This window comes from Metabacillus sp. YM-086, from assembly GCF_048059995.1.
GTDB classification, from domain to species: Bacteria; Bacillota; Bacilli; order Bacillales; family Bacillaceae; genus Metabacillus; species Metabacillus litoralis_B.
Genome location: NZ_JBLUOI010000033.1, coordinates 26,632 through 45,762 on the forward strand (window position 1 = coordinate 26,632; position 19,131 = coordinate 45,762).

The 19,131-nt window shown below is 35.5% G+C and carries 15 protein-coding genes; 4 read left to right on the forward strand and 11 right to left on the reverse strand.

All coding sequences use genetic code 11. The features are described from left to right. Positions 1–30: 30 nt before the first annotated feature. The 8 genes from ACEWK1_RS15000 to ACEWK1_RS15035 form a co-directional block, all read right to left on the reverse strand. The gene (locus ACEWK1_RS15000) at positions 31–1,545 is read right to left on the reverse strand and encodes a xylose ABC transporter ATP-binding protein (protein WP_212136083.1); all 1,515 of its coding nucleotides are present in this window, start codon (positions 1,543–1,545) and stop codon (positions 31–33) included. 75 nt (positions 1,546–1,620) lie between these two features. Next, positions 1,621–2,709: a D-xylose ABC transporter substrate-binding protein gene (gene xylF, locus ACEWK1_RS15005; protein WP_212136082.1), complete on the reverse strand. Its 1,089-nt coding sequence runs from the start codon at positions 2,707–2,709 to the stop codon at positions 1,621–1,623. Between the two features lie 183 nt (positions 2,710–2,892). Beyond that, entirely contained in the window at positions 2,893–4,473 is a 1,581-nt protein-coding gene (locus tag ACEWK1_RS15010; RefSeq protein WP_212136081.1) for a response regulator transcription factor, read from the reverse strand. 42 nt (positions 4,474–4,515) lie between these two features. Next, positions 4,516–5,958: a sensor histidine kinase gene (locus tag ACEWK1_RS15015; RefSeq protein WP_416636450.1), complete on the reverse strand. Its 1,443-nt coding sequence runs from the start codon at positions 5,956–5,958 to the stop codon at positions 4,516–4,518. Beyond that, a complete protein-coding gene (locus tag ACEWK1_RS15020) occupies positions 5,955–6,935 on the reverse strand; it encodes a sugar-binding protein (protein ID WP_212136079.1) in 981 nt (326 codons plus the stop codon). Before ACEWK1_RS15020 ends, ACEWK1_RS15015 begins: the two co-directional genes overlap by 4 nt. 192 nt (positions 6,936–7,127) lie before the next feature. After that, positions 7,128–8,057, reverse strand: a complete 930-nt coding sequence (gene hemH, locus ACEWK1_RS15025; protein ID WP_416636451.1) for a ferrochelatase — start codon at positions 8,055–8,057, stop codon at positions 7,128–7,130. Between the two features lie 38 nt (positions 8,058–8,095). Continuing rightward, positions 8,096–9,148 (reverse strand): uroporphyrinogen decarboxylase, encoded by a 1,053-nt coding sequence (gene hemE, locus ACEWK1_RS15030; RefSeq protein WP_416636452.1) that lies wholly within the window; start codon positions 9,146–9,148, stop codon positions 8,096–8,098. Between the two features lie 187 nt (positions 9,149–9,335). Further along, a complete protein-coding gene (locus ACEWK1_RS15035; protein WP_416636453.1) occupies positions 9,336–11,480 on the reverse strand; it encodes a transglycosylase domain-containing protein in 2,145 nt (714 codons plus the stop codon). A gap of 128 nt (positions 11,481–11,608) precedes the next feature. Between ACEWK1_RS15035 and ACEWK1_RS15040 the strand changes: the two genes are divergently transcribed. Both ACEWK1_RS15040 and ACEWK1_RS15045 read left to right on the forward strand, forming a co-directional pair. After that, the gene (locus tag ACEWK1_RS15040; RefSeq protein WP_212136076.1) at positions 11,609–12,118 is read left to right on the forward strand and encodes an antibiotic biosynthesis monooxygenase family protein; all 510 of its coding nucleotides are present in this window, start codon (positions 11,609–11,611) and stop codon (positions 12,116–12,118) included. A gap of 231 nt (positions 12,119–12,349) precedes the next feature. Next, positions 12,350–13,753 (forward strand): hypothetical protein, encoded by a 1,404-nt coding sequence (locus ACEWK1_RS15045; RefSeq protein WP_416636461.1) that lies wholly within the window; start codon positions 12,350–12,352, stop codon positions 13,751–13,753. Positions 13,754–13,823: 70 nt separating this feature from the next. On the opposite strand, the gene ACEWK1_RS15050 is transcribed toward ACEWK1_RS15045, so the two are convergent. Continuing rightward, positions 13,824–14,807, reverse strand: a complete 984-nt coding sequence (locus ACEWK1_RS15050) for an aldo/keto reductase (RefSeq protein WP_416636454.1) — start codon at positions 14,805–14,807, stop codon at positions 13,824–13,826. A gap of 156 nt (positions 14,808–14,963) precedes the next feature. Here ACEWK1_RS15050 and ACEWK1_RS15055 point away from each other — a divergent pair, with 156 nt between their 5' ends. Continuing rightward, positions 14,964–15,527, forward strand: a complete 564-nt coding sequence (locus ACEWK1_RS15055) for a DUF3231 family protein (protein WP_416636455.1) — start codon at positions 14,964–14,966, stop codon at positions 15,525–15,527. Between the two features lie 57 nt (positions 15,528–15,584). On the opposite strand, the gene ACEWK1_RS15060 is transcribed toward ACEWK1_RS15055, so the two are convergent. After that, positions 15,585–16,229 carry a phosphatase PAP2 family protein gene (locus ACEWK1_RS15060; RefSeq protein ID WP_251396562.1) on the reverse strand — a complete coding sequence of 215 codons (645 nt, stop codon included), beginning with the start codon at positions 16,227–16,229 and terminating at the stop codon, positions 15,585–15,587. 178 nt (positions 16,230–16,407) lie between these two features. On the opposite strand from ACEWK1_RS15060, the gene ACEWK1_RS15065 reads away from it, so the two are divergent. Beyond that, on the forward strand, positions 16,408–17,613 hold the full coding sequence (locus ACEWK1_RS15065) for a M20 family metallopeptidase (protein ID WP_251396564.1): 1,206 nt from the start codon (positions 16,408–16,410) through the stop codon (positions 17,611–17,613). Positions 17,614–18,429: 816 nt separating this feature from the next. Here ACEWK1_RS15065 and ACEWK1_RS15070 read toward each other — a convergent pair. Beyond that, entirely contained in the window at positions 18,430–19,131 is a 702-nt protein-coding gene (locus tag ACEWK1_RS15070; protein WP_416636456.1) for an EcsC family protein, read from the reverse strand.

The following is a 19,131-nucleotide window of genomic DNA, read 5'->3' on the forward strand; positions in this document are numbered from 1 at the left end:
CTTTCTTCTCTCTGTAAATTTGCTGACATGTTATTTCCCTCCTGTCGCTGCGACCATAATGTTTTCTTGGGTTGCTTCATGATAAGAAAATTCCTTTGCGAAAGATCCCTCATGCATCACTAATATTCTGTCACTCATTCCCAGTACTTCCGGTAACTCGGACGAAATCATGATAATAGCCACACCATTTTCAACTAATTGATTCATAAGGTTATAGATTTCATATTTTGCGCCTACATCAATTCCACGTGTAGGTTCATCAAGAATTAGAACCTTTGGGTTTGACATCAGCCACTTGGCTAAGACAACCTTCTGTTGATTACCTCCCGAAAGTGTCCCTACTGCTGTTTCCAAATTAGCTGTTTTTGTTCTAAGCTCTTTTACAAATTTGTTACTCACTTTTATCTCTTCATTTTCATTAATTGTCCCTAAACGGCTTATTTTATTTAAATTAGGTAGTGTTGTATTTTTTTTAACATCCATATCAAGCACTAACCCTAAACGTTTTCTATCTTCAGTAACTAACGCTAGTCCTTCTTTAATTGCTTGACTAATTGATTTAATTTGAGTAGCTTTCCCTTCAATTTTAACTGTACCTTCACTTTTGCCTTCGTAAGCACCAAATAAGCTCATTACAAGCTCCGAACGACCCGCTCCCATTAATCCAGCAATTCCAAGTATTTCTCCCCTCCGCAATGAAAAACTAACATTATCAATTTTCTTTTGGTCAGGACTATCTTTGTTCCACACAGAGTAATTTCTTACTTCTAGAACAGTTTCTTTTGGATGATGCTCCACTCTTGGATATCGTTCTGTTAATTCTCTTCCAACCATTAAAGCAATAACGTCATCTTCAACTACTTCATTTTTATCTAGAGTCTTAATTGATTGACCATCTCGTAAAACAGTAATACTGTCAGCTAGATGAAAAACCTCTGGCATTTTGTGAGAAATATAAATACAACTTACTCCTTTGTTACGTAATTCACATAAAATCCCCATTAATATGTCTACTTCACTCTCCGTGAGTGCTGCAGTTGGTTCGTCTAAAATTAGAATTTTTGTATTTTTCGATAGAGCTTTTGCAATTTCAACAAGCTGTTGCTGACCAATTCCAAGAGTGCTCGTTACTGTGTCAGGTTTTAAATGTAACCCTACCATTTCCAACCATTTAGCAGCTTCATAATAGAGAGAATCCCATTGAATAGTTCCCCATTTCTTAGGTTCACGACCTAGAAAAATATTTTCACCAACCGTCATATCTTTTACTAATGCTAACTCTTGGTGAATAATCGTGATACCAGCATCTTCTGCATCTCTTATTCTACGAAACTCTGCTTTTTTTCCATCAACAATAATATTACCTTCATACGTTCCTGCGGGGTATAAGCCACTTAGTACCTTCATTAATGTTGACTTTCCAGCACCATTCTCCCCACAGAGTGCATGGATCTCTCCCTGTTTTACTTTAAAACTCACTTGATCTAATGCTTTTACGCCGGGAAATTCTTTTGTAATTTGATCCATCTCTAAAATATAGTTCATTAAAGATCACTCCCACTCTAAAAATAGAGTATAGGACGATAGGTCCTATACTCATTTTTCAAACTATTCCTTAGATTAATTAACTTTCGGCCACTGATCTTTAGGTATATTTTTATAAATCTCCTCTAGCTTTTGGAACTTATCTTTTACAACAGTGTCCACAATATTGTCCTTCGTTACTGCAATTGGATCTAATAACACAGAAGGAACATCACTTTGGCCATTATTTACAGTGGTGTCAGTTGTTATTTCTTCACCCTTTGCTACTTTAACGGCCATTTCAGCTGCCTGTGTAGCAATTAAATGTATTGGCTTATATACTGTCATTGTTTGAGTTCCCTCAACAATTCTTTGTAAAGCAGCAATATCAGCATCTTGACCTGAAACAGGAATCTTACCTGCTAGTCCTTGTGCATTTAAAGCTTGAACAACTCCACCTGCAGTACCGTCGTTTGCTGCAACAACTGCTTGAATATTGTTATCATTAGCGGTTAGTGCATTTTCCATATTTTTTAGAGCTTCTTCAGGTTTCCAATCTTTAGAGAATTGATCATACACTAGGTTAATGTCACCGCTATCAATAAGTGGTTGCAAGATATTCATTGCACCTTCTTTAAACATATGGGCGTTATTATCCGTGTCAGCTCCACCAATATAGACAAAATCCCCTGAAGAAACTTGTTCTGTAATAGCTTGAGCTTGCATTTCTCCTACACGAACATTATCAAATGATAAATAGTAATCCACTTCTGAATTCTTAATTAAGCGGTCATATGAGATTACCTTTACACCCTCATCATGAGCTTTATTAACTATTGCAGACGAAGCTTCAGCGTTATGAGGAATAACAACCAGTACGTCCACACCTTCAGAAATAAGTTGCTCAGATTGGCTTAATTGAAGCGCGTCGTCACCATTTGCAGATAGAGTTTTCACTTCTGCCCCAAGCTCTTTTACCTTTGCTTCAAATAAGTCTCTATCTTTTTGCCAACGTTCTTCCTTTAATGTGTCCATAGATAGACCAATTACGAGTTTATCATCTTCTTTTTTTGGTTCTTCACTTGAAGCTTCGTCACCAGATGAAACAATCCCACATCCCGCTAAAGTAGAGGCGAATAAAACACTTACAGCACCTATCTTTAATTTTTTAAACAAACCTGTCATTTTAGTTCCCCCTGTTTTTGGTATCGCTTACAACTAAAATAGTATCATGTACAGAATTAATTGAGAGTTATAATCACCTATACTCATTTGTACTTTATCTTCACTTTTTTACGTTTTGTGAAACCACTTACCAAAAATCCTGCCTCTTTTAGCACATTTTTGTTTTTTCACCACAAAAAAATCCTAATCTAGAAGATTAGAATTTAAAAGGTTCTGCCGGTATTCTGTTGGTGAAAATTCTGTTACTTTCTTAAAAACACGACTAAAATAATTAGGATCGTTATAACCAACTAAAAAGCATATCTCCTTAAAACTGAGATGATGATCTAGTAATAATTCTTTAGATTTTTCAATTCTTACGTTTGTTAAATAATCAATAAACGTAATACCCTCATATTTCTTAAAGATTTTGCTGAAGTAAAAAGGACTTAGGTTAATAAGTTCAGAGACATACTCCATTGTTATTTCTTTATGATAGTTTTCATTAATAAATCGCTTAGCCTGATCAATCAAGGATTCTGTCCTATTTTCTTTTTCCTTTTGTACGGCTTCTATAAGTAGATGCAACCATATTTCCGCAACATGTTTAAGTTGTTCTAATTGAGTCGTATCACTTATGTTTCCAATATCCGCTACTTTCACTCCTTGGCGTAAAAAATGTTTGTTTAACGATATAAACAATGCCATCACTTCATTTCTACATTGGTTAAAATCCCCATCGGTTGACTCAACCAATAAGTCAAATGCTTGATCAAAAACTATAATAGCTTGATGAAGATTGAATTTGTTAATTTCCGCCAAAAGCTCAGTCTCTATATTTAAATGATATTCCTTTTGTTTATCCTTATTATATTGTGAGTAATGATAGATTGATTGTTCATGATAAGGACTGCTTACGACAGTGGTTGCCTCGTAATATGAATATCGAAGACCTTCTAGCCCTTTCCTCTTTGTACCTATCCCAATTATAGCTTTTATTCCATAACTTTCATCGATAAATTTATAAATCTTCTTAGCAAAAGTTATAGATTCCTCCCTTAGTGATTGTTTAACCGAATCTTCATTTAAAATCGTATTAAAAAGGGTTATACGATTTCCAATTAAAGGACTTACTAAACAATCAATTTCACTAAGTTTAATGAAGCTCTTTATACCGGCATATATCGTTTGCTTTTCTAGCTCATGTTCATCCTTTTTCGAAAGCTGTAGCGATATAACTAAGGCATAACCAGTTTCAATACGTGTTTTTAGTAATTCATTTAATTCATTGAAATCAGGTTCTATCACCAGTTTCATCATGATCATTAAACATATTTCGCTTTCAACTAACGGTTGTAACTGAGAAATAGTTTCCCTTTGTGTTAATTCCTTATTTCTTAGTTTTTTTTCCAATTCCATTTTTTCTATCAACTTATTCACAACATCAAGAACTTCTTGTTTTTTCTTTGGTTTTAATAAGTAGTCACTTACACCTAGTGATAAAGCTTCCTTGGCATAGCCAAAATGGTCATAGGCTGTAACAAGCACTGTTTTGGCATGAGGTAATATCTGAGCAATTTCTTTTAATGCATCAATTCCTTGAATCCCTGGCATTTTAATATCCATAAAAATAATATCTGGTTTCTCTTGTTCTGATTTTTCTATAGCAACTCTTCCATTTTCAGCATGAAAAAAAACAAACTTTCCAGGCATAGCTCTAGAGATCATGAGTTCTAATCCTTGTCGTTCTAACGCCTCATCATCAGCTATTAATATACGATACATTTAATAATAGACCCCCTCATTCTATTTTCCCTGTACTAGACACTATGAGAGCTTAGGTAACCTAAAAATCACTGAAGTTCCAACATCTTTATAACTTTTTATATTTATTTCCAATTCATCTCCATAAAATAAAGATAGTCTTTTAAAAACATTTATTGTACCAAGACCAGTTGACTTTGTAGTAGTTGATAAGGTGGAAGGTTCATCTTCGTTCATATAGTTTAATAACTTTTGTCTTATTTTTTCATCCATTCCATTTCCATTATCACTTAGTTCTATAAATACACCTGATGAAATTCCCTTCACAGTTATCTTAATTCTCCCACCTGTTTCCTTTTCTTCAATTCCATGAACAAACGCATTTTCTAAAATAGGTTGAAGAGTAAGAGATGGGATCATTTGATTTAAAACGCTTTCATCAATATCATACTCAAATGATACCCGATCTTGGAAGCGAGCCTTTTGAATGGTTAAGTATTCTTTAATATGATCTAATTCGTCTTTCAGTGTAACAGGCTTATCTAATTTGCGTAGATTATAACGAATAAGGTTAGAAGCTGATACCGTCAAATCACTCGTTCTCTCAGCTCCTTCAATAAAAGCTAACTTCGAAATAATATTTAATGTATTAAATAAAAAATGAGGATTTATCTGACTTTGAAGGGCTCTCAACTCTAACTCCTTAACAAGTCGATTACTTTCAATTACTTGTATATGCTGAGAAATATAATGCTTTAAATCCTTTAACATTTGATGAAATGCTTGACCTAATATACCAATTTCATCTTTGGTCTTAGTTAAGTCAATTGTTTCAATATCCAAATTTCCTTTTGAAATTTGTTTAGCTTTTTCTACTAATCTATCAATTGGAACTGAAATACTCCGTGATAACCACACCGCAAAAACAAAGCTCAATAAAGTAGTAATAAAAAATAAAGCAATACCAAGCTGGTTAATATCTTGTGAGTAATTAATAATTTTATGGTATATTGGCTGATAGTAACTTAATTCTCTATCTACCATTTGTTGACCTTCTTCTCGAATAAAACCAGCAATCTTCTCAGCTTCTTCGTATTTTAATAAATATGAATCAAAATCATCTCTTTTAAGGTGGTCAATTACTGCTGTCTCCGATTCAAGAAATGATCTAATCATTTGATAATAATTTTCTCTCTGTATCCCATCAACATTACTAGCATGGTCTTTACCAAGTTGATTCCATAGTTTTTCTAGTCTTTCTTTATGAAGAATATAATTGCCATAGCTTTTATTATCTTGATTTAATATATAAGTATTTAGCAAAAGTATGTTATCTTGTGTTTCAGTGGATATCTGTTTATATAGCAAAACACGTTCCATCATAATGTGGTAACTATCTTGTACCATTTTTCCGCTTTGAAAAATAACAAAAGATACAATATTTAACAAAACAACAAGTATCGGGATGAAAACAAATAATTTTGTCCTAATATTCAATGCTCTCACTCCATATTTAAGTCAGCAGAATCAATTATTGTTATTTCTGTATACGCCTTGGTTGGGATGGAGATTCCCTTAAAGTGATCATCCATTAAGGAAACTGATTTGTAACCAATTTGGTAAGGTTTTTGGACAACCGTTGCAACAATCATTCTCTCTTTAATAGCGTGAAGTGTGTCATCTATATCATCAAACCCAAATATTTGTACATCTTCTCTATTGAGGTTTTCTGTTGCTTGTAGAATACCCACTGCATCAAAAACACTTGTCCCCACTAATATTGATACTTCAGGATGGTTTCTCAATATTTTTTCAGCCTGTTGCCCCGCCTTTATTCTTGATATATTTGAAGGTAAAACCTCAATCACCTCCATATTATCCCATTTTTCTATAACAGATTTAAAACCATTTAGTCGTAACTTTTGATTTTCAGCCGTAATATCACCTATAATGATACCAATTTTTCCTCTTCCTCGCGTTTCCTTTAAAACTTTATTACCAAGTTGTTGACCTGCAAAATAGTTATCAGTACCTACGTACGATAATCGATTACTAGAGGGTGCATCTGTATCAATTGTTATTACAGGAATACCTTTTGCCATTGCTTTGTTAATTAACGGTGTGAATTTTTCATTATTCAAGCTTTGTACAATTATTCCATCTACATTTGAAGCAATTGATTTTTCTAATAGCTTTAATTGTTCCTCCATATTACTTTGTAAAGGACCGATATATTCGACTTGTATATTAAGATCTTTCCCAGCTTCCAAGGCTCCCTCTTTAATGGCTTTCCAATAAGGGTTATTATATTCCTGAGCAATTAAAACAAGATGAACTTTACTCTCTAGACTTTTTCGATTATTTTCTTTTATTTTTTGAACAGAAGCGTTAAGTCCATTGGCTGTAATAATAAATTGACTTAGCAGGATGATAAATATTAATGATAGGGAGAGTAGTAATAGAGGCCAATATCTTTCTTTCATATCATTACCTTCACCTCCTAATGAAAACACTTACATATAGTCATACCATGAGGTTATCTGATTGGCAATGATAAATGTAAAGTCCGAGGGATTATTTATCATAATTTTTTCATTTAAAAACAAAATTAATTTTTAAGAAAATTATAAAGCAGTGGGTAAAATAATTAACCCACTGCTCCTAGTAATTATATTTTATTTTTCCAAATGCTTTAGTACAACTGTTGATAAACAGTCAATAAATTCTGGTTTTGCGTTTGGCATTTCAGGGCGGTAGTAACCTGCACCGAGTTCATCTGTAATGACCTTACATTCATAGTCATTATCATAAAGAACTTCGAGATGGTCAGCTACAAACCCTACTGGTACATAAACAAACGTTCTGTAGCCTTCTTCGTATAAATCTCTAGTAAGATCTTGAACATCTGGCCCTAACCAAGGCTCTGGAGTGTTACCAGCACTTTGCCAGCCTGTTACATATTTCTTAATACCAGCAGCTTCCGCAATTAAATCAGCTGTTTCTTGAAGCTGCTGTGGATATGGATCTCCATTTGCAATAATCTTTTCTGGAAGACTGTGTGCAGAAACGACAAGAACAGAAGAGTTTCTTTCTTCTTCAGTCATGCTGCTGTATGTTTCCTTGAGTTGATCTACCCAATAGCTGATAAATTTAGGCTCTTTATACCAGCTTTCGACTGATGTAATGGTTAATCCACCAAGCTTTTCAGCCTCTTCCTTCGCTCGTCCATTGTAGGACTTTACACTAAATGTTGAGAAGTGAGGTGCTAATACAATACTCACAGCTTCTGTGATTCCATCCTCATGCATCTGTTTTACAGCGTCCTCAACGAATGGCTCGATATGTTTTAAGCCAAGGTACATTTTAAATTCTATTTCATCTTGTATGCTATTTAGATGTTGTTCAAGCTTTTCTGCTTGCTCTAATGTAATTTTAGCTAATGGAGAAATTCCACCGATTGCTTCATAACGATCCTTTAAATCCTGTAGCATCTCAGGAGCTGGTTTACGACCATGACGGATATGAGTATAGTAGCGCTCAATGTCTTCCTCTTTATAAGGCGTACCATACGCCATTACTAGTAATCCCATTTTTTTCTTACTCATATTTTTCACCTCAATAAAGTACTATCTTTTATTATGCCTTAGTTGCTTACCTTTGCCTTTTTGGAATAATCATGCACAAAAGAAGTTAATTTTTTTAGTGACTCTGGATTTACCTGTGGAAAAACACCATGTCCTAGATTGAAAATATATCCGTCCTGCTGCATTCCCTGATCTAATATAGCTTTTGCTCTTTCTTCAATCACTTCCCACGGAGAAAGTAAGATTGCTGGATCAAGGTTCCCTTGCAGCGTTTTTGTCAATCCCATGGAACGTGCCTCAGAAACAGGTAATCTCCAGTCAAGGCCAACTACATCAAGTGACAGATCATGCCATTCTTTAGCTAGGTGGCTAGCTCCAACACCGAACATGATAAGAGGTACGTTTTCTTCTTTAAGCTCACTGAAAATTCTCTCCATCGTAGGCTTAATAAATGTACGATAATCTGCAACATTTAAAGCTCCTACCCATGAATCAAAAACTTGAATGGCTTTAGCACCCGCGCGAATTTGTGCTTTCACATATGTAATACTCATTTCAGCCAGCTTATCCATCAATGCGAACCATGCATGCGGCTCTGAGTACATAAATGCTTTTGTTTTATTGTAATTTCGTGAGGGGCCTCCTTCGATCATATAACTAGCAAGTGTGAAAGGAGCTCCGGTAAATCCAATAAGCGGAACAGATAATTGCTCTTCAGTAAGCAATTTGATTGTATCCAATACATAAGGAACATCACTTTCCGGGTCTATTTCTCCCAATTTCTCGATATCTCTCATTGATCGGATCGGGTCATCAATAACAGGACCAATTCCTGATTTAATTTCAACATTTACCCCTATAGCTGGAAGTGGAGTCATGATGTCTTTATATAGAATGGCAGCATCAACATCGTACTGTTCTACCGGTAATCTCGTTACGTATGCACAAAGTTCGGGTTGATGCGTAATCTCAAACAGGCTGTATTTTTCCTTAATTGCCCGGTATTCAGGTTGTGATCTCCCTGCCTGCCTCATATACCAAACTGGAACATAGTCCGTTTTTTCTCCACGACACGCTTTTAAAAACGTATCATTGATCTTTTTTTCAGCCATCCAAAAAAGTCCACCTTTCTATGTAGAAGGGGCTAACCCCTTTATTAAATAATATTAATTATAAAGTAATATTTATTCTATATTAAACTCTCTGCCCTTTCAACTATAACGGTTTCATTTCCTGTTGTATAGCTTAGATATGCAAATGTCAAAAAAAAGACGAAAACATCCTAGCTTTCCTTTCAAATCAATGATTTGAACTAAATAAAGTAGGTTTCCGTGATTTCGTTTGAATTCCTTCCTCATTCGTTTGCGTGTTATAAGGAGCAACAGAATAAGAGGTACCTGAAAACACATTAGCAAATGGAATCTCATAGACTCCAGTTCCCTTCACCGTGCCTATTAACTCTGTTGAGTTTCCTTCTGAATGCTCATAGATGCGGTATTCCACCCGTTCGTCTTTTAAAGGTTCCCATTCAAGTGTTAATGTAATTAACCCAAGCGGTTTAAACGTATATCTCGCTTCAACTTGGTCGATCTCTTTTATTCTTATAGGGCTTTCTAGATCCTGTACACCTTCAGGCATAGCAAAGGCTACATCTTGATCCCATTTAGCATCATTTAAAATGTCTTTAAAAAGCTTCGTCGGATAAGAGCTTCCATGTGTTAAATAATGTTCTTTATCTGTTTGATCATAGCCCATCCAAAGAGCTCCAACTACATTTTCCGTGTATCCTACAAACCAGGCATCCTTTGAGGCTCCAGGGACATTAGGATATGAAGTGGTTCCCGTTTTACCTGCTAACTCTCCTTTAAAATGACCATTTTGTGCTGTTCCTTCTGTAACTACATGCTGCAGCATACGTGTCATATCCCAAGCTGTTTGAGGTGAAAACACATCTTTCGTTTTTGAATGATGCTCTGCTATCACCTTGCCATCTCTATTTTTTATTTCTTGTATAAAGTGATGTTCACTGTAGCTTCCATTTGTAGCAAAGGTCCGATATGCATTTGCCATTTGAATAGGTGTTACCCCTTCAGACAGTCCACCAAGGGCAATTGCAAGACCATCATCCTTAATCCCCATTCCGAGAGACTTTAAGTATTCTTTACTAGTTTTTATCCCTAATTCTGATAACGTCCAAACAGCAGCAGCATTTTTTGATGAAATAAGGGCATCAAACATAGATACCTCTCCTGCATACTGATTATCATAGTTTTTAGGGGAATAATCACCATATGTTAACTGCTCATCTTTTAGCAACGAGTATGGTTTAAATAATTTTGTTTCTATTGACGGGGCATAAACAGCAACTGGTTTAAAGGTTGATCCAGGCTGTCGTTTCGCATTAAGTCGATTTAATCCTTTTGGTACATAATCACGGCCACCTATTGCTGCTATCACTCCACCTGTTTTGTTATCGAGTAAAATAAAAGCTCCTTGTGCAAAATCATCTGTTCCAGGAAAATATTCCTTTTTCTGAAATAAATCATACGCAGATTTTTGCAAGCTAAGTTGTAGTGGAACTTTGATGGTATATCCACCTCTTAATAATTCTTCATTCGATATGGCATACGTTTCTCTTGCTTCATCAAAAACCATATCAATGTAAGTAGTAAGCCATGGACTTTCTTGTTTTTTATTCACATTAAGCTTAACTGTTTTCCCTTGTGTACTAACAACTTCATCATATGTGATGTAGTGTTGATCTCCCATTAAACTTAAAATAACATTCCGCCTTTGCTTACTTTTTTCTGGATTTGCAATCGGTGAGTATGTTGAGGGAGCTTTTGGAATTCCTGCGAGCAACGCCCCTTCTTCAAGGCTCAATTCCGAAACATCTTTATCAAAATAAAGCTTTGCTGCAGCCTTTATCCCGTATGCTCCATGTCCAAAATATACTTGATTTAAATACATTTCTAGTAATTTGGCTTTGCTATACCGTTTTTCTAAGTTAACTGCAATGATCGCTTCCTTTGTTTTTCTTAGGAGTGTTTTGTCATTTGTTAAAAAAATATTTTTGGCTAGCTGTTGAGTAATTGTACTACCGCCTTCTACTTTTCCCCCAGCCAAAATATCTTTATAGAGGGCACGTGTTATTGCTCTAGCATCAATTCCATGATGCTCATAAAACCTCTGATCCTCAACTGAAATGAAAGCTTTTTGAACATATTCAGGAACTTCAGAAATATCGACAAGCTCTCTATTTTCTATGTAAAGCTTTGTAATTTCTTTTCCTTCAAAATCGACAAGCTTTGACGCTGTATTCATTACTAATTTTTCTTCATCGATGACATAATTCCCCATAAAGATAATAAAAAGATAACCTAAAAAAGCAAAGATTACGATACTAACCAATGCAATGCTTGATAAAAGAAGTTTCTTTTTCATTTCATCACCCCTTTTAGCTTAGTATTGTTAATAATAGGAAGGTATATGTGTTGAAAACACTAAAAATGGAAATATATAAAAAACAGTTGATATAATATAACCAAATAAATTATTTGAGGTGAAACGAATTGAAGCTATACATCACATATGGAACAGTGGATTATTTAGCCAAATTAGAAAAAAGCCATACTGGCGAAACCCTTTTACTCATGGCTAACCAGGACACTGGTGTGCTTTTTCACGAATCAAATGGCGAAACGATTTTTAAGGAACCAAAAACATACGAGGTATTAGATTCAACTGGTAACATCAAAAATGGATCTTTTGCTGTTTTGAACAATATCCCTGTATCAGATGAAGGAAGGCCACTATTCGAAAAACGGTTCAGTGAAAGAGCTCGGATGATCGAAAATGAGCCAGGCTTCTCAGCTATTCGTGTGCTGCGACCAAAAAGCAGTGATACTTATATTATCTTAACATTATGGGAAAGTGAGAAACACTTTAAGGATTGGCAGAACTCCAAAGCATACGAGCACGCACATAAAAAAAGAGGTTCAGAAGAAGGTATTGACCGACAATCCATTTTCCCTCGCCCGTCATATGTAACGACTTATTCCATTGTTAAAAACGACGAATAACTATTCAAGGGGGCTGACCAATAGTAACAGGTCAGCCTCCTGTCTTATTACCTATTCAGTTTCTCTGTCATTTTGACAATATTTCCTTGGAAATGACACCTTATTTCTACACAGTATGATGCTAAATTTCTACATCTACTATCAATAACATATAGTATTCTTCCCTTCATTCCTTCCTCACATCTTATCCTCATTCCTCATAAGGTGTAAAGAAAACCATTTAGGCTTTTGCTGAGGAGTGATCATAATGGGATAGAAATAACACTCATTCACTGGGTTTACCTACTGTTTATAGTTGGAATCATCGGTTTTATGCTTTTCCGACGTGATACAACGATTGTTTGTATAGTAGGAATACTTTCATTAGCTGCTTTTTCAACACTCTCTGTTAGTGATTCTATAACAAGTCTTTTTAATAGCTTTACCTTTGCAATTACACAGCTTTTACCAACAATACTCGTTATTTCAATTATTGTCGCAATGAGTAAGATTTTGACCATATCAGGCATAAATGAAGTAATGATTTTACCATTCTCAAAAATCATTAAAAATCCAACAACTGCCTTTTGGACGATTGGAATTTTAATGATGATAATTTCCTTTTTCTTTTGGCCTTCACCAGCAGTTGCACTAATAGGTGCTGTATTGTTACCCGTTGCCATTCGGGCCGGATTGCCTGCACTTGGTGTAGCAATAGCTATTAATTTGTTCGGGCATGGTATTGCTCTTTCCGGGGACTTCATTATTCAGGCAGCTCCTAAACTTACTGCTGATGCAGCGGGAATTCCAGTTGGGGATGTGATTGAAGCAAGTATTCCCCTTGTCATTACAATGGGACTTGTAACGACAACCTCTGCTTTTTTTCTTTTAAAAAGAGATATAAAACTAGGTAAAGATTTTCCAACTGTTTCAACATCATCTCCTATTGAAGACACAGACCACAGCTTGTTATCAGCAGCCACAAAAAAATGGCTTGCTATTATCATTCCAGTCATTTTTGTAATTGATGTTATTTTAATGATTACATTAAATCTACAAGGTGGAGATGCCACGGCATTAATTGGTGGAACAGCCTTACTTATTTTAATTCTCACAACCTGTTTAGCTCATAAGAAAAAGGGACTTGAGGAGTCAACAAATTATTTAATTGAGGGCTTTCAATTTGGTTTTAAAGTGTTCGGTCCAGTCATTCCTATCGCTGCATTTTTTTATTTAGGTGATGCGGGATATTACGACATTGTCGGTCATTATCTTCCTGAAACCTCTGAAGGAATCGTAAATGATTTAGGTATTGCTCTTGCACATATTGTTCCTTTAACACCGGAAGTTGGAGCTGTCACACTAACAGGTGTAGGGATATTAACAGGACTAGATGGTTCAGGCTTTTCGGGTATATCTCTCGCTGGATCAATTGCCCAACTGTTTTCAACAGCAATTGGAGTCAGTACTGCCACATTAACAGCATTGGGTCAAGTAACAGCTATCTGGGTTGGAGGCGGAACGATTATTCCATGGGCACTTATTCCAGCAGCTGCGATTTGTGGAGTCGATCCGTTTGAATTAGCTCGCCGAAATCTTCTTCCAGTCTCAATTGGTTTAGTCATAACAACTATTGTAGCTATGTTTTTATTGTAGACTCAAACCTCAAAAGTAAACGACAAAAAAGATCCTGTAAACAGAACTGTTTAACAGGATCTTTTTGTGATTATCTTTGGAATTTCTCAAGAAATCTTGTCGGATATTCACTAGGAAGCTTACTTATCTCATCTAGTTGATTCCATTGTTCAGCTGTTAACTCCCAATCAACACTTCCCATATTTTCATTAAATTGCTCCAGGCTGCTGGCACCAAAGATTGGTGATGTAATCTCTTCTTTTTGTAGAAGCCACCTTAGAGAAACCTGTGCAGGTGTTTTATCAACTGCTTGAGCGATCTCCTCGATTGTTTGTAAAATCTTAAAGTTCTTTTCATTATTTCGGTTCTCCCAGCTAGACTCACCCACACCTTTAGAGAGCCGTCCTGTTGTAGGAGATTCACCTTGTTTATATTTTCCTGTTAAAAATCCTCCACCAATCGGTGCCCACGGAATTACCCCAACATTTTCTTCTTTACAAAGAGGTAAAATTTCACGATCCATTTCTCGGTTGATTAAACTATACTGAGGTTGAATGGAAATGAACCTAGCCATATTATGAAAATCGCTGTATGACAAAGCTTTCATCATCTGCCACGCAAGGAAGTTTGAACATCCTATGTATCTTACCTTACCTGAACTAATAAGATCATCAAGTGTTCTTATTGTTTCCTCAATAGGTGTTATATTATCCCAAACATGAAGTTGATAAAGGTCAATATAATCCGTATCTAACCTTTTTAAACTTTGCTCTACCCCTTCCAGAATTCTACGTCTAGAATATCCAAAGTCATTAGGATGTGGACCTACTCGCATTCTAACTTTTGTAGCTAAAACAACCTCGGAACGGCGATCTTTGATGGCTTTACCAACAATTTTTTCTGATTCTCCACCAACATAGACATCTGCTGTATCAACAAAGTTACCACCCTGATCAAGAAAGTTGTGAATCATACGAATAGAATCCGCTTCTGTTACTTCTTTTCCAAATGTCATGGCGCCTAAGCATAGCTCTGAAACTAATAAGCCACTTTTCCCTAGTGTTTTATACTTCATTGTCTTTCTCCCCTCGTTTTTAGTTCTGTCTATCTAATATTCTAGATGCAATAAGTTTATTCCTTTAAATAACTACCGTAGAAAAGAAGCTACTAAAACATCAATTTCTTTTACATCTTTTGTAAAAAATAAAGTCATACTAAGAAACAATAGGAGGTGAAGAAGTTGCCTAATCCATTTGAAGCTGTATGGAATACATTAAAAACAACAATAGATAAAGTAGATGAACCGCACTCTCCTCTCCATGTTATTGAGGTTGGTGACCTTTGGAAGTATGTAACGATGGTGGAAGAGTTCATAAGATATGAAGAAGTTGGATTAAACACAACCTCAGATGATGAGGTAAGAGAAATGCTCGTTGATGCGGTCAAATTGTGTGAATCTCAGGTAAAAAGGTTAAGTGACTTTATGAAAAAAGAGGGTGTGCCTTTACCAGATGTTACGTCTGCGAAACCAGAGTCAAACCCTAAGGAAGTTCCTTTAGGTGTAAAACTAACAGATGATGAGATTTCAAATGGGATTTCATTTAAATTAGTCCTGTGTATGCAAGCATGTGCGAAAGGCCAAGCTGATGCTATCCGTAACGATATGGGTTTACTTTGGTTAAACTTCTATACAGAATGGGTAGCTTTTGGAACAACATTAAAAACGTTAATGCGTAAGCGTGGTTGGATTAAAATTCCGCCTTATTATTACCCACCAGGTTCTCCTGTTCAATAAATAAAAAAACCAACTCAATGAAGCGCAGGAGTTGGTTTCTTATTTATTAACTTACTTTTAAATAGAAAGGTCACTTTTTACTTTTCTTCGGCTGATTATTTTATGTAAATAAACATCTAAATGTATAATCCCAATTAGCAAAAGAGAACCAGCAATCATTCCGCCAATTACATCTGTTAAAAAATGCTCTCCTTCCAACAGTCGGCTCATCCCAATTACAACGACTATTAAACTTGTACAAACTAAAATGATTTGTTTCATTTTCTGATCATTTGTTTTTTTCAATAGTTTATAAGCGATTGTTCCGAACAGAAGAAGTCCAACCATAACATGACCACTAGGAAAGCTATATCCATCTTCAATATGTTGGGGAAATGTTGGACGCTCTCTCCCAATAACAGCCTTTAATGCTTTATTTAAAAAATTTCCAAATAGAACAGCAACAAATAGAAGCGAAGAAGTTATAAAACCTTTTTCCACAATGGCAAATACGATCATAAAAATGAATAATGTCACAATAATTCCGATAGTTGATCCAAGCATTCCTATAGCTTCAAATATTGTTGCTAGAGCATGATCATGAAAAGAGTATAACGTTTCTCCAATTATCGTTTCGAACTTATTTGTAGCATTCAACATCACTAAAGCAATTAATCCTATAAATAACACCGTTAATAAAATACCTATATTTTTTGTTTTCACTATTATCCCTCCTCTCCAAATTATTTTCTTGAAATTTTCAAAATTTTTCAATACAATCTATCTAATATTAATACGAATCTATTTTAATACATTTCACATTGTAAACATATGATTTTACATGGCTTTTTATATGTAGAAACTCGTAGATACTTAAAATCAATATGATAGGGGGAATACGATGCTTGATCATCTCTGGTCTACTCTAGACAGTTATTTTTCGGAAATGGTTACCATTCGCAGATATTTACATATGCATCCAGAGCTTTCTTTTAAAGAAGAAAAAACAGCTGCATATATTTTAAATTATTATAAAAAACTTGGTGTTAACGTACGTGGGAATGTTGGTGGTAACGGTGTTGTTGCAACAATAAAAGGTGACCTCCCTGGTCCTACTGTTGCACTAAGAGCCGATTTTGACGCCCTGCCAATTCACGATGAAAAAGATGTTGAATACAAATCAACTGTTCCTGGTGTGATGCACGCATGTGGACATGATGGGCACACAGCAACATTACTTGTGTTAGCAAAAACTCTTCATGAAAATCGACATCAGCTTAACGGAAACATTGTTCTTATTCACCAACATGCAGAAGAATACGCACCAGGTGGAGCAAAATCAATGATTCAAGACGGTTGCTTAGACGATGTTGATGTAATCTTTGGTACACATTTATGGGCTACTGAACCTGTCGGTAAAATTCAGTATCGTGTAGGTCCATTAATGGCCGCTGCAGACCGCTTTGAAATTACTATTCGTGGAAAAGGCGGACACGGTGCACAACCTCATAAAACAAAAGATGCCATATTAATAGGGTCTCAAGTGGTAACCAGTTTACAACAGATTGTAAGTCGTAAAGTGGACCCTATTCAATCAGCCGTTGTAACGGTTGGTTCATTTGTAGCGGAAAACGCCTTTAACATTATTGCAAATTCAGCCATGCTTATTGGCACAGCACGGACCTTTGATGAAGAAGTTCGTACACAAATTGAACATGAGATTGAACGGGTTGTGAAAGGAACCTGTCTCATGAGCGATGCAGATTATGAATATGAATTTTTCAGAGGATACCCTGCTGTTGTTAATCATGAGAACGAAACAGAGTTTTTAAAACAAATTGCACCTAGCGTACCTGGTGTGTATGAAGTTGAAGAAAGCCCTCTTCAAATGGGTGGAGAGGATTTTGCTTATTATCTACAAAATGTGAAAGGGACTTTTTTCTTCACTGGAGCAAAGCCCGTGACTGCAGATGAAGCTTACCCTCATCACCATCCTAAATTTGATATTGATGAAAAAGCTTTACTTATTGCTGCTAAAACACTATGTAAAGCTGCTATTCAATACCAAATCGATCACGTCAAACATTCATCAGCCATAAAGCAATGAAAGTAATAAACAAAAGGCAGAAGCTATGATTATAACGGGTTCGGTTTCCGAATACAAAAACTAAATTAGCAAACTAATAAGCAGTCCCATTCGCTACTGAATATGACTGCTTATTTTTATTGATATATATGGGGTTTAATTAAATGGAAGGTAACTAGGCCCAGAATTCCGAACCACTTTTAACATGGTGACATAAGTATTTGTCAGCAATAAAATTCGCAAGCTCATTGCTATTCCAAATGGTGTGCTAAAAATGATTTTAACTACCAGAGGGGGGATGATGGTCTGAGAGGCGGATAAATAAAGCAGATTATCCTTAATTGAGTAACCAATAGTTTATAAATAAGCGGAGTTTTTCCGGTTAGAATGAAGAGTGGAAATCAATTTGGAGATATAAGCGGAATTTTTCCGGTTAAGTAATGTAAAATGGACCATTTTCGTCTTTTTCGATTAAATAGGCGGAATCTTTCCGTCTATTTAATCTATTTTTCATGTTATTTCCTCAATAAGGGGAATTTCTCCGCTTATTAGTAGCTTATTTCCTTGCGATTCTTGAAGAGTTGGAAACGGGTACTTATCTTGGTATAAAAAATGCTTGGAGCATATAATATGTCTCCAAGCATTTTTCTTTGCTGATTTACTTGTCAAAATGCTTTTTAATCATAGTGCGAATGACTATACGAAAAGCAATGTTAATTTGTATTTTGTACTTCAAAACAGAACCTGTTACTATGATTAGCCCTGCCTTTTTACTGTTTCAATTCATGACCTGTGCTATGAAAGTCATTCGACAAACTTCGGGAAGTGACAGGCACTTCAAAACACCCTCAACCGATAACTATTCATCGTACATTCCCCAAGCTGTTGTACAAGGTGGTAATTTGCTACACCACCTACAACAGCGCCGATTCCTGGAATGATTTGCATTAGTTTTACAAGGTCTATATAGTCGCGATATTCTTGTTGAAAGATACGCCAATCTAAGTCTTTGATTTCTAGTTTTTTTGTTTCCCAATTTTCAATGATTGTAAGAGTTTCTTCTTTATGTGTTTCACTAGAGAAGGCTAGTTGAAACACATAAAGCAAAAATAATCTTTCCTCATATTCCTTCGTACTGTATCCATAATGGTTTGCAACTTCAAAAAGGAACTTCATTTTAATACTAAGAAATAACGGAAAATCTGCTAAGCCTAAAAGAAGACCACCTGCTCCGGTTGAAGCCCCTTCAATTGCAGCTGTTTTTTTGTACATTCCAATTGATTTTCTCACCAAATTTTCTCGTTGCTCAAATGTTAGGTCCTCAACATTTTTAGGAAATGTTGTGATATTAGATCCTAGTAATGTTGCCTCGATCATCTTTTTAATACTCTCGGTAACAGTATGGTGTACTTTTTCTGGTATCATTCCGTTCATTTTGTTTTGTGCTTTTTTAGATGAACGTTCCCAAAACGATGCTTTTCTCAATAGCTTCTGTTTCCACATTCTTGCTTCTTCAGCAGCTCGTAATTCATAGCTCAT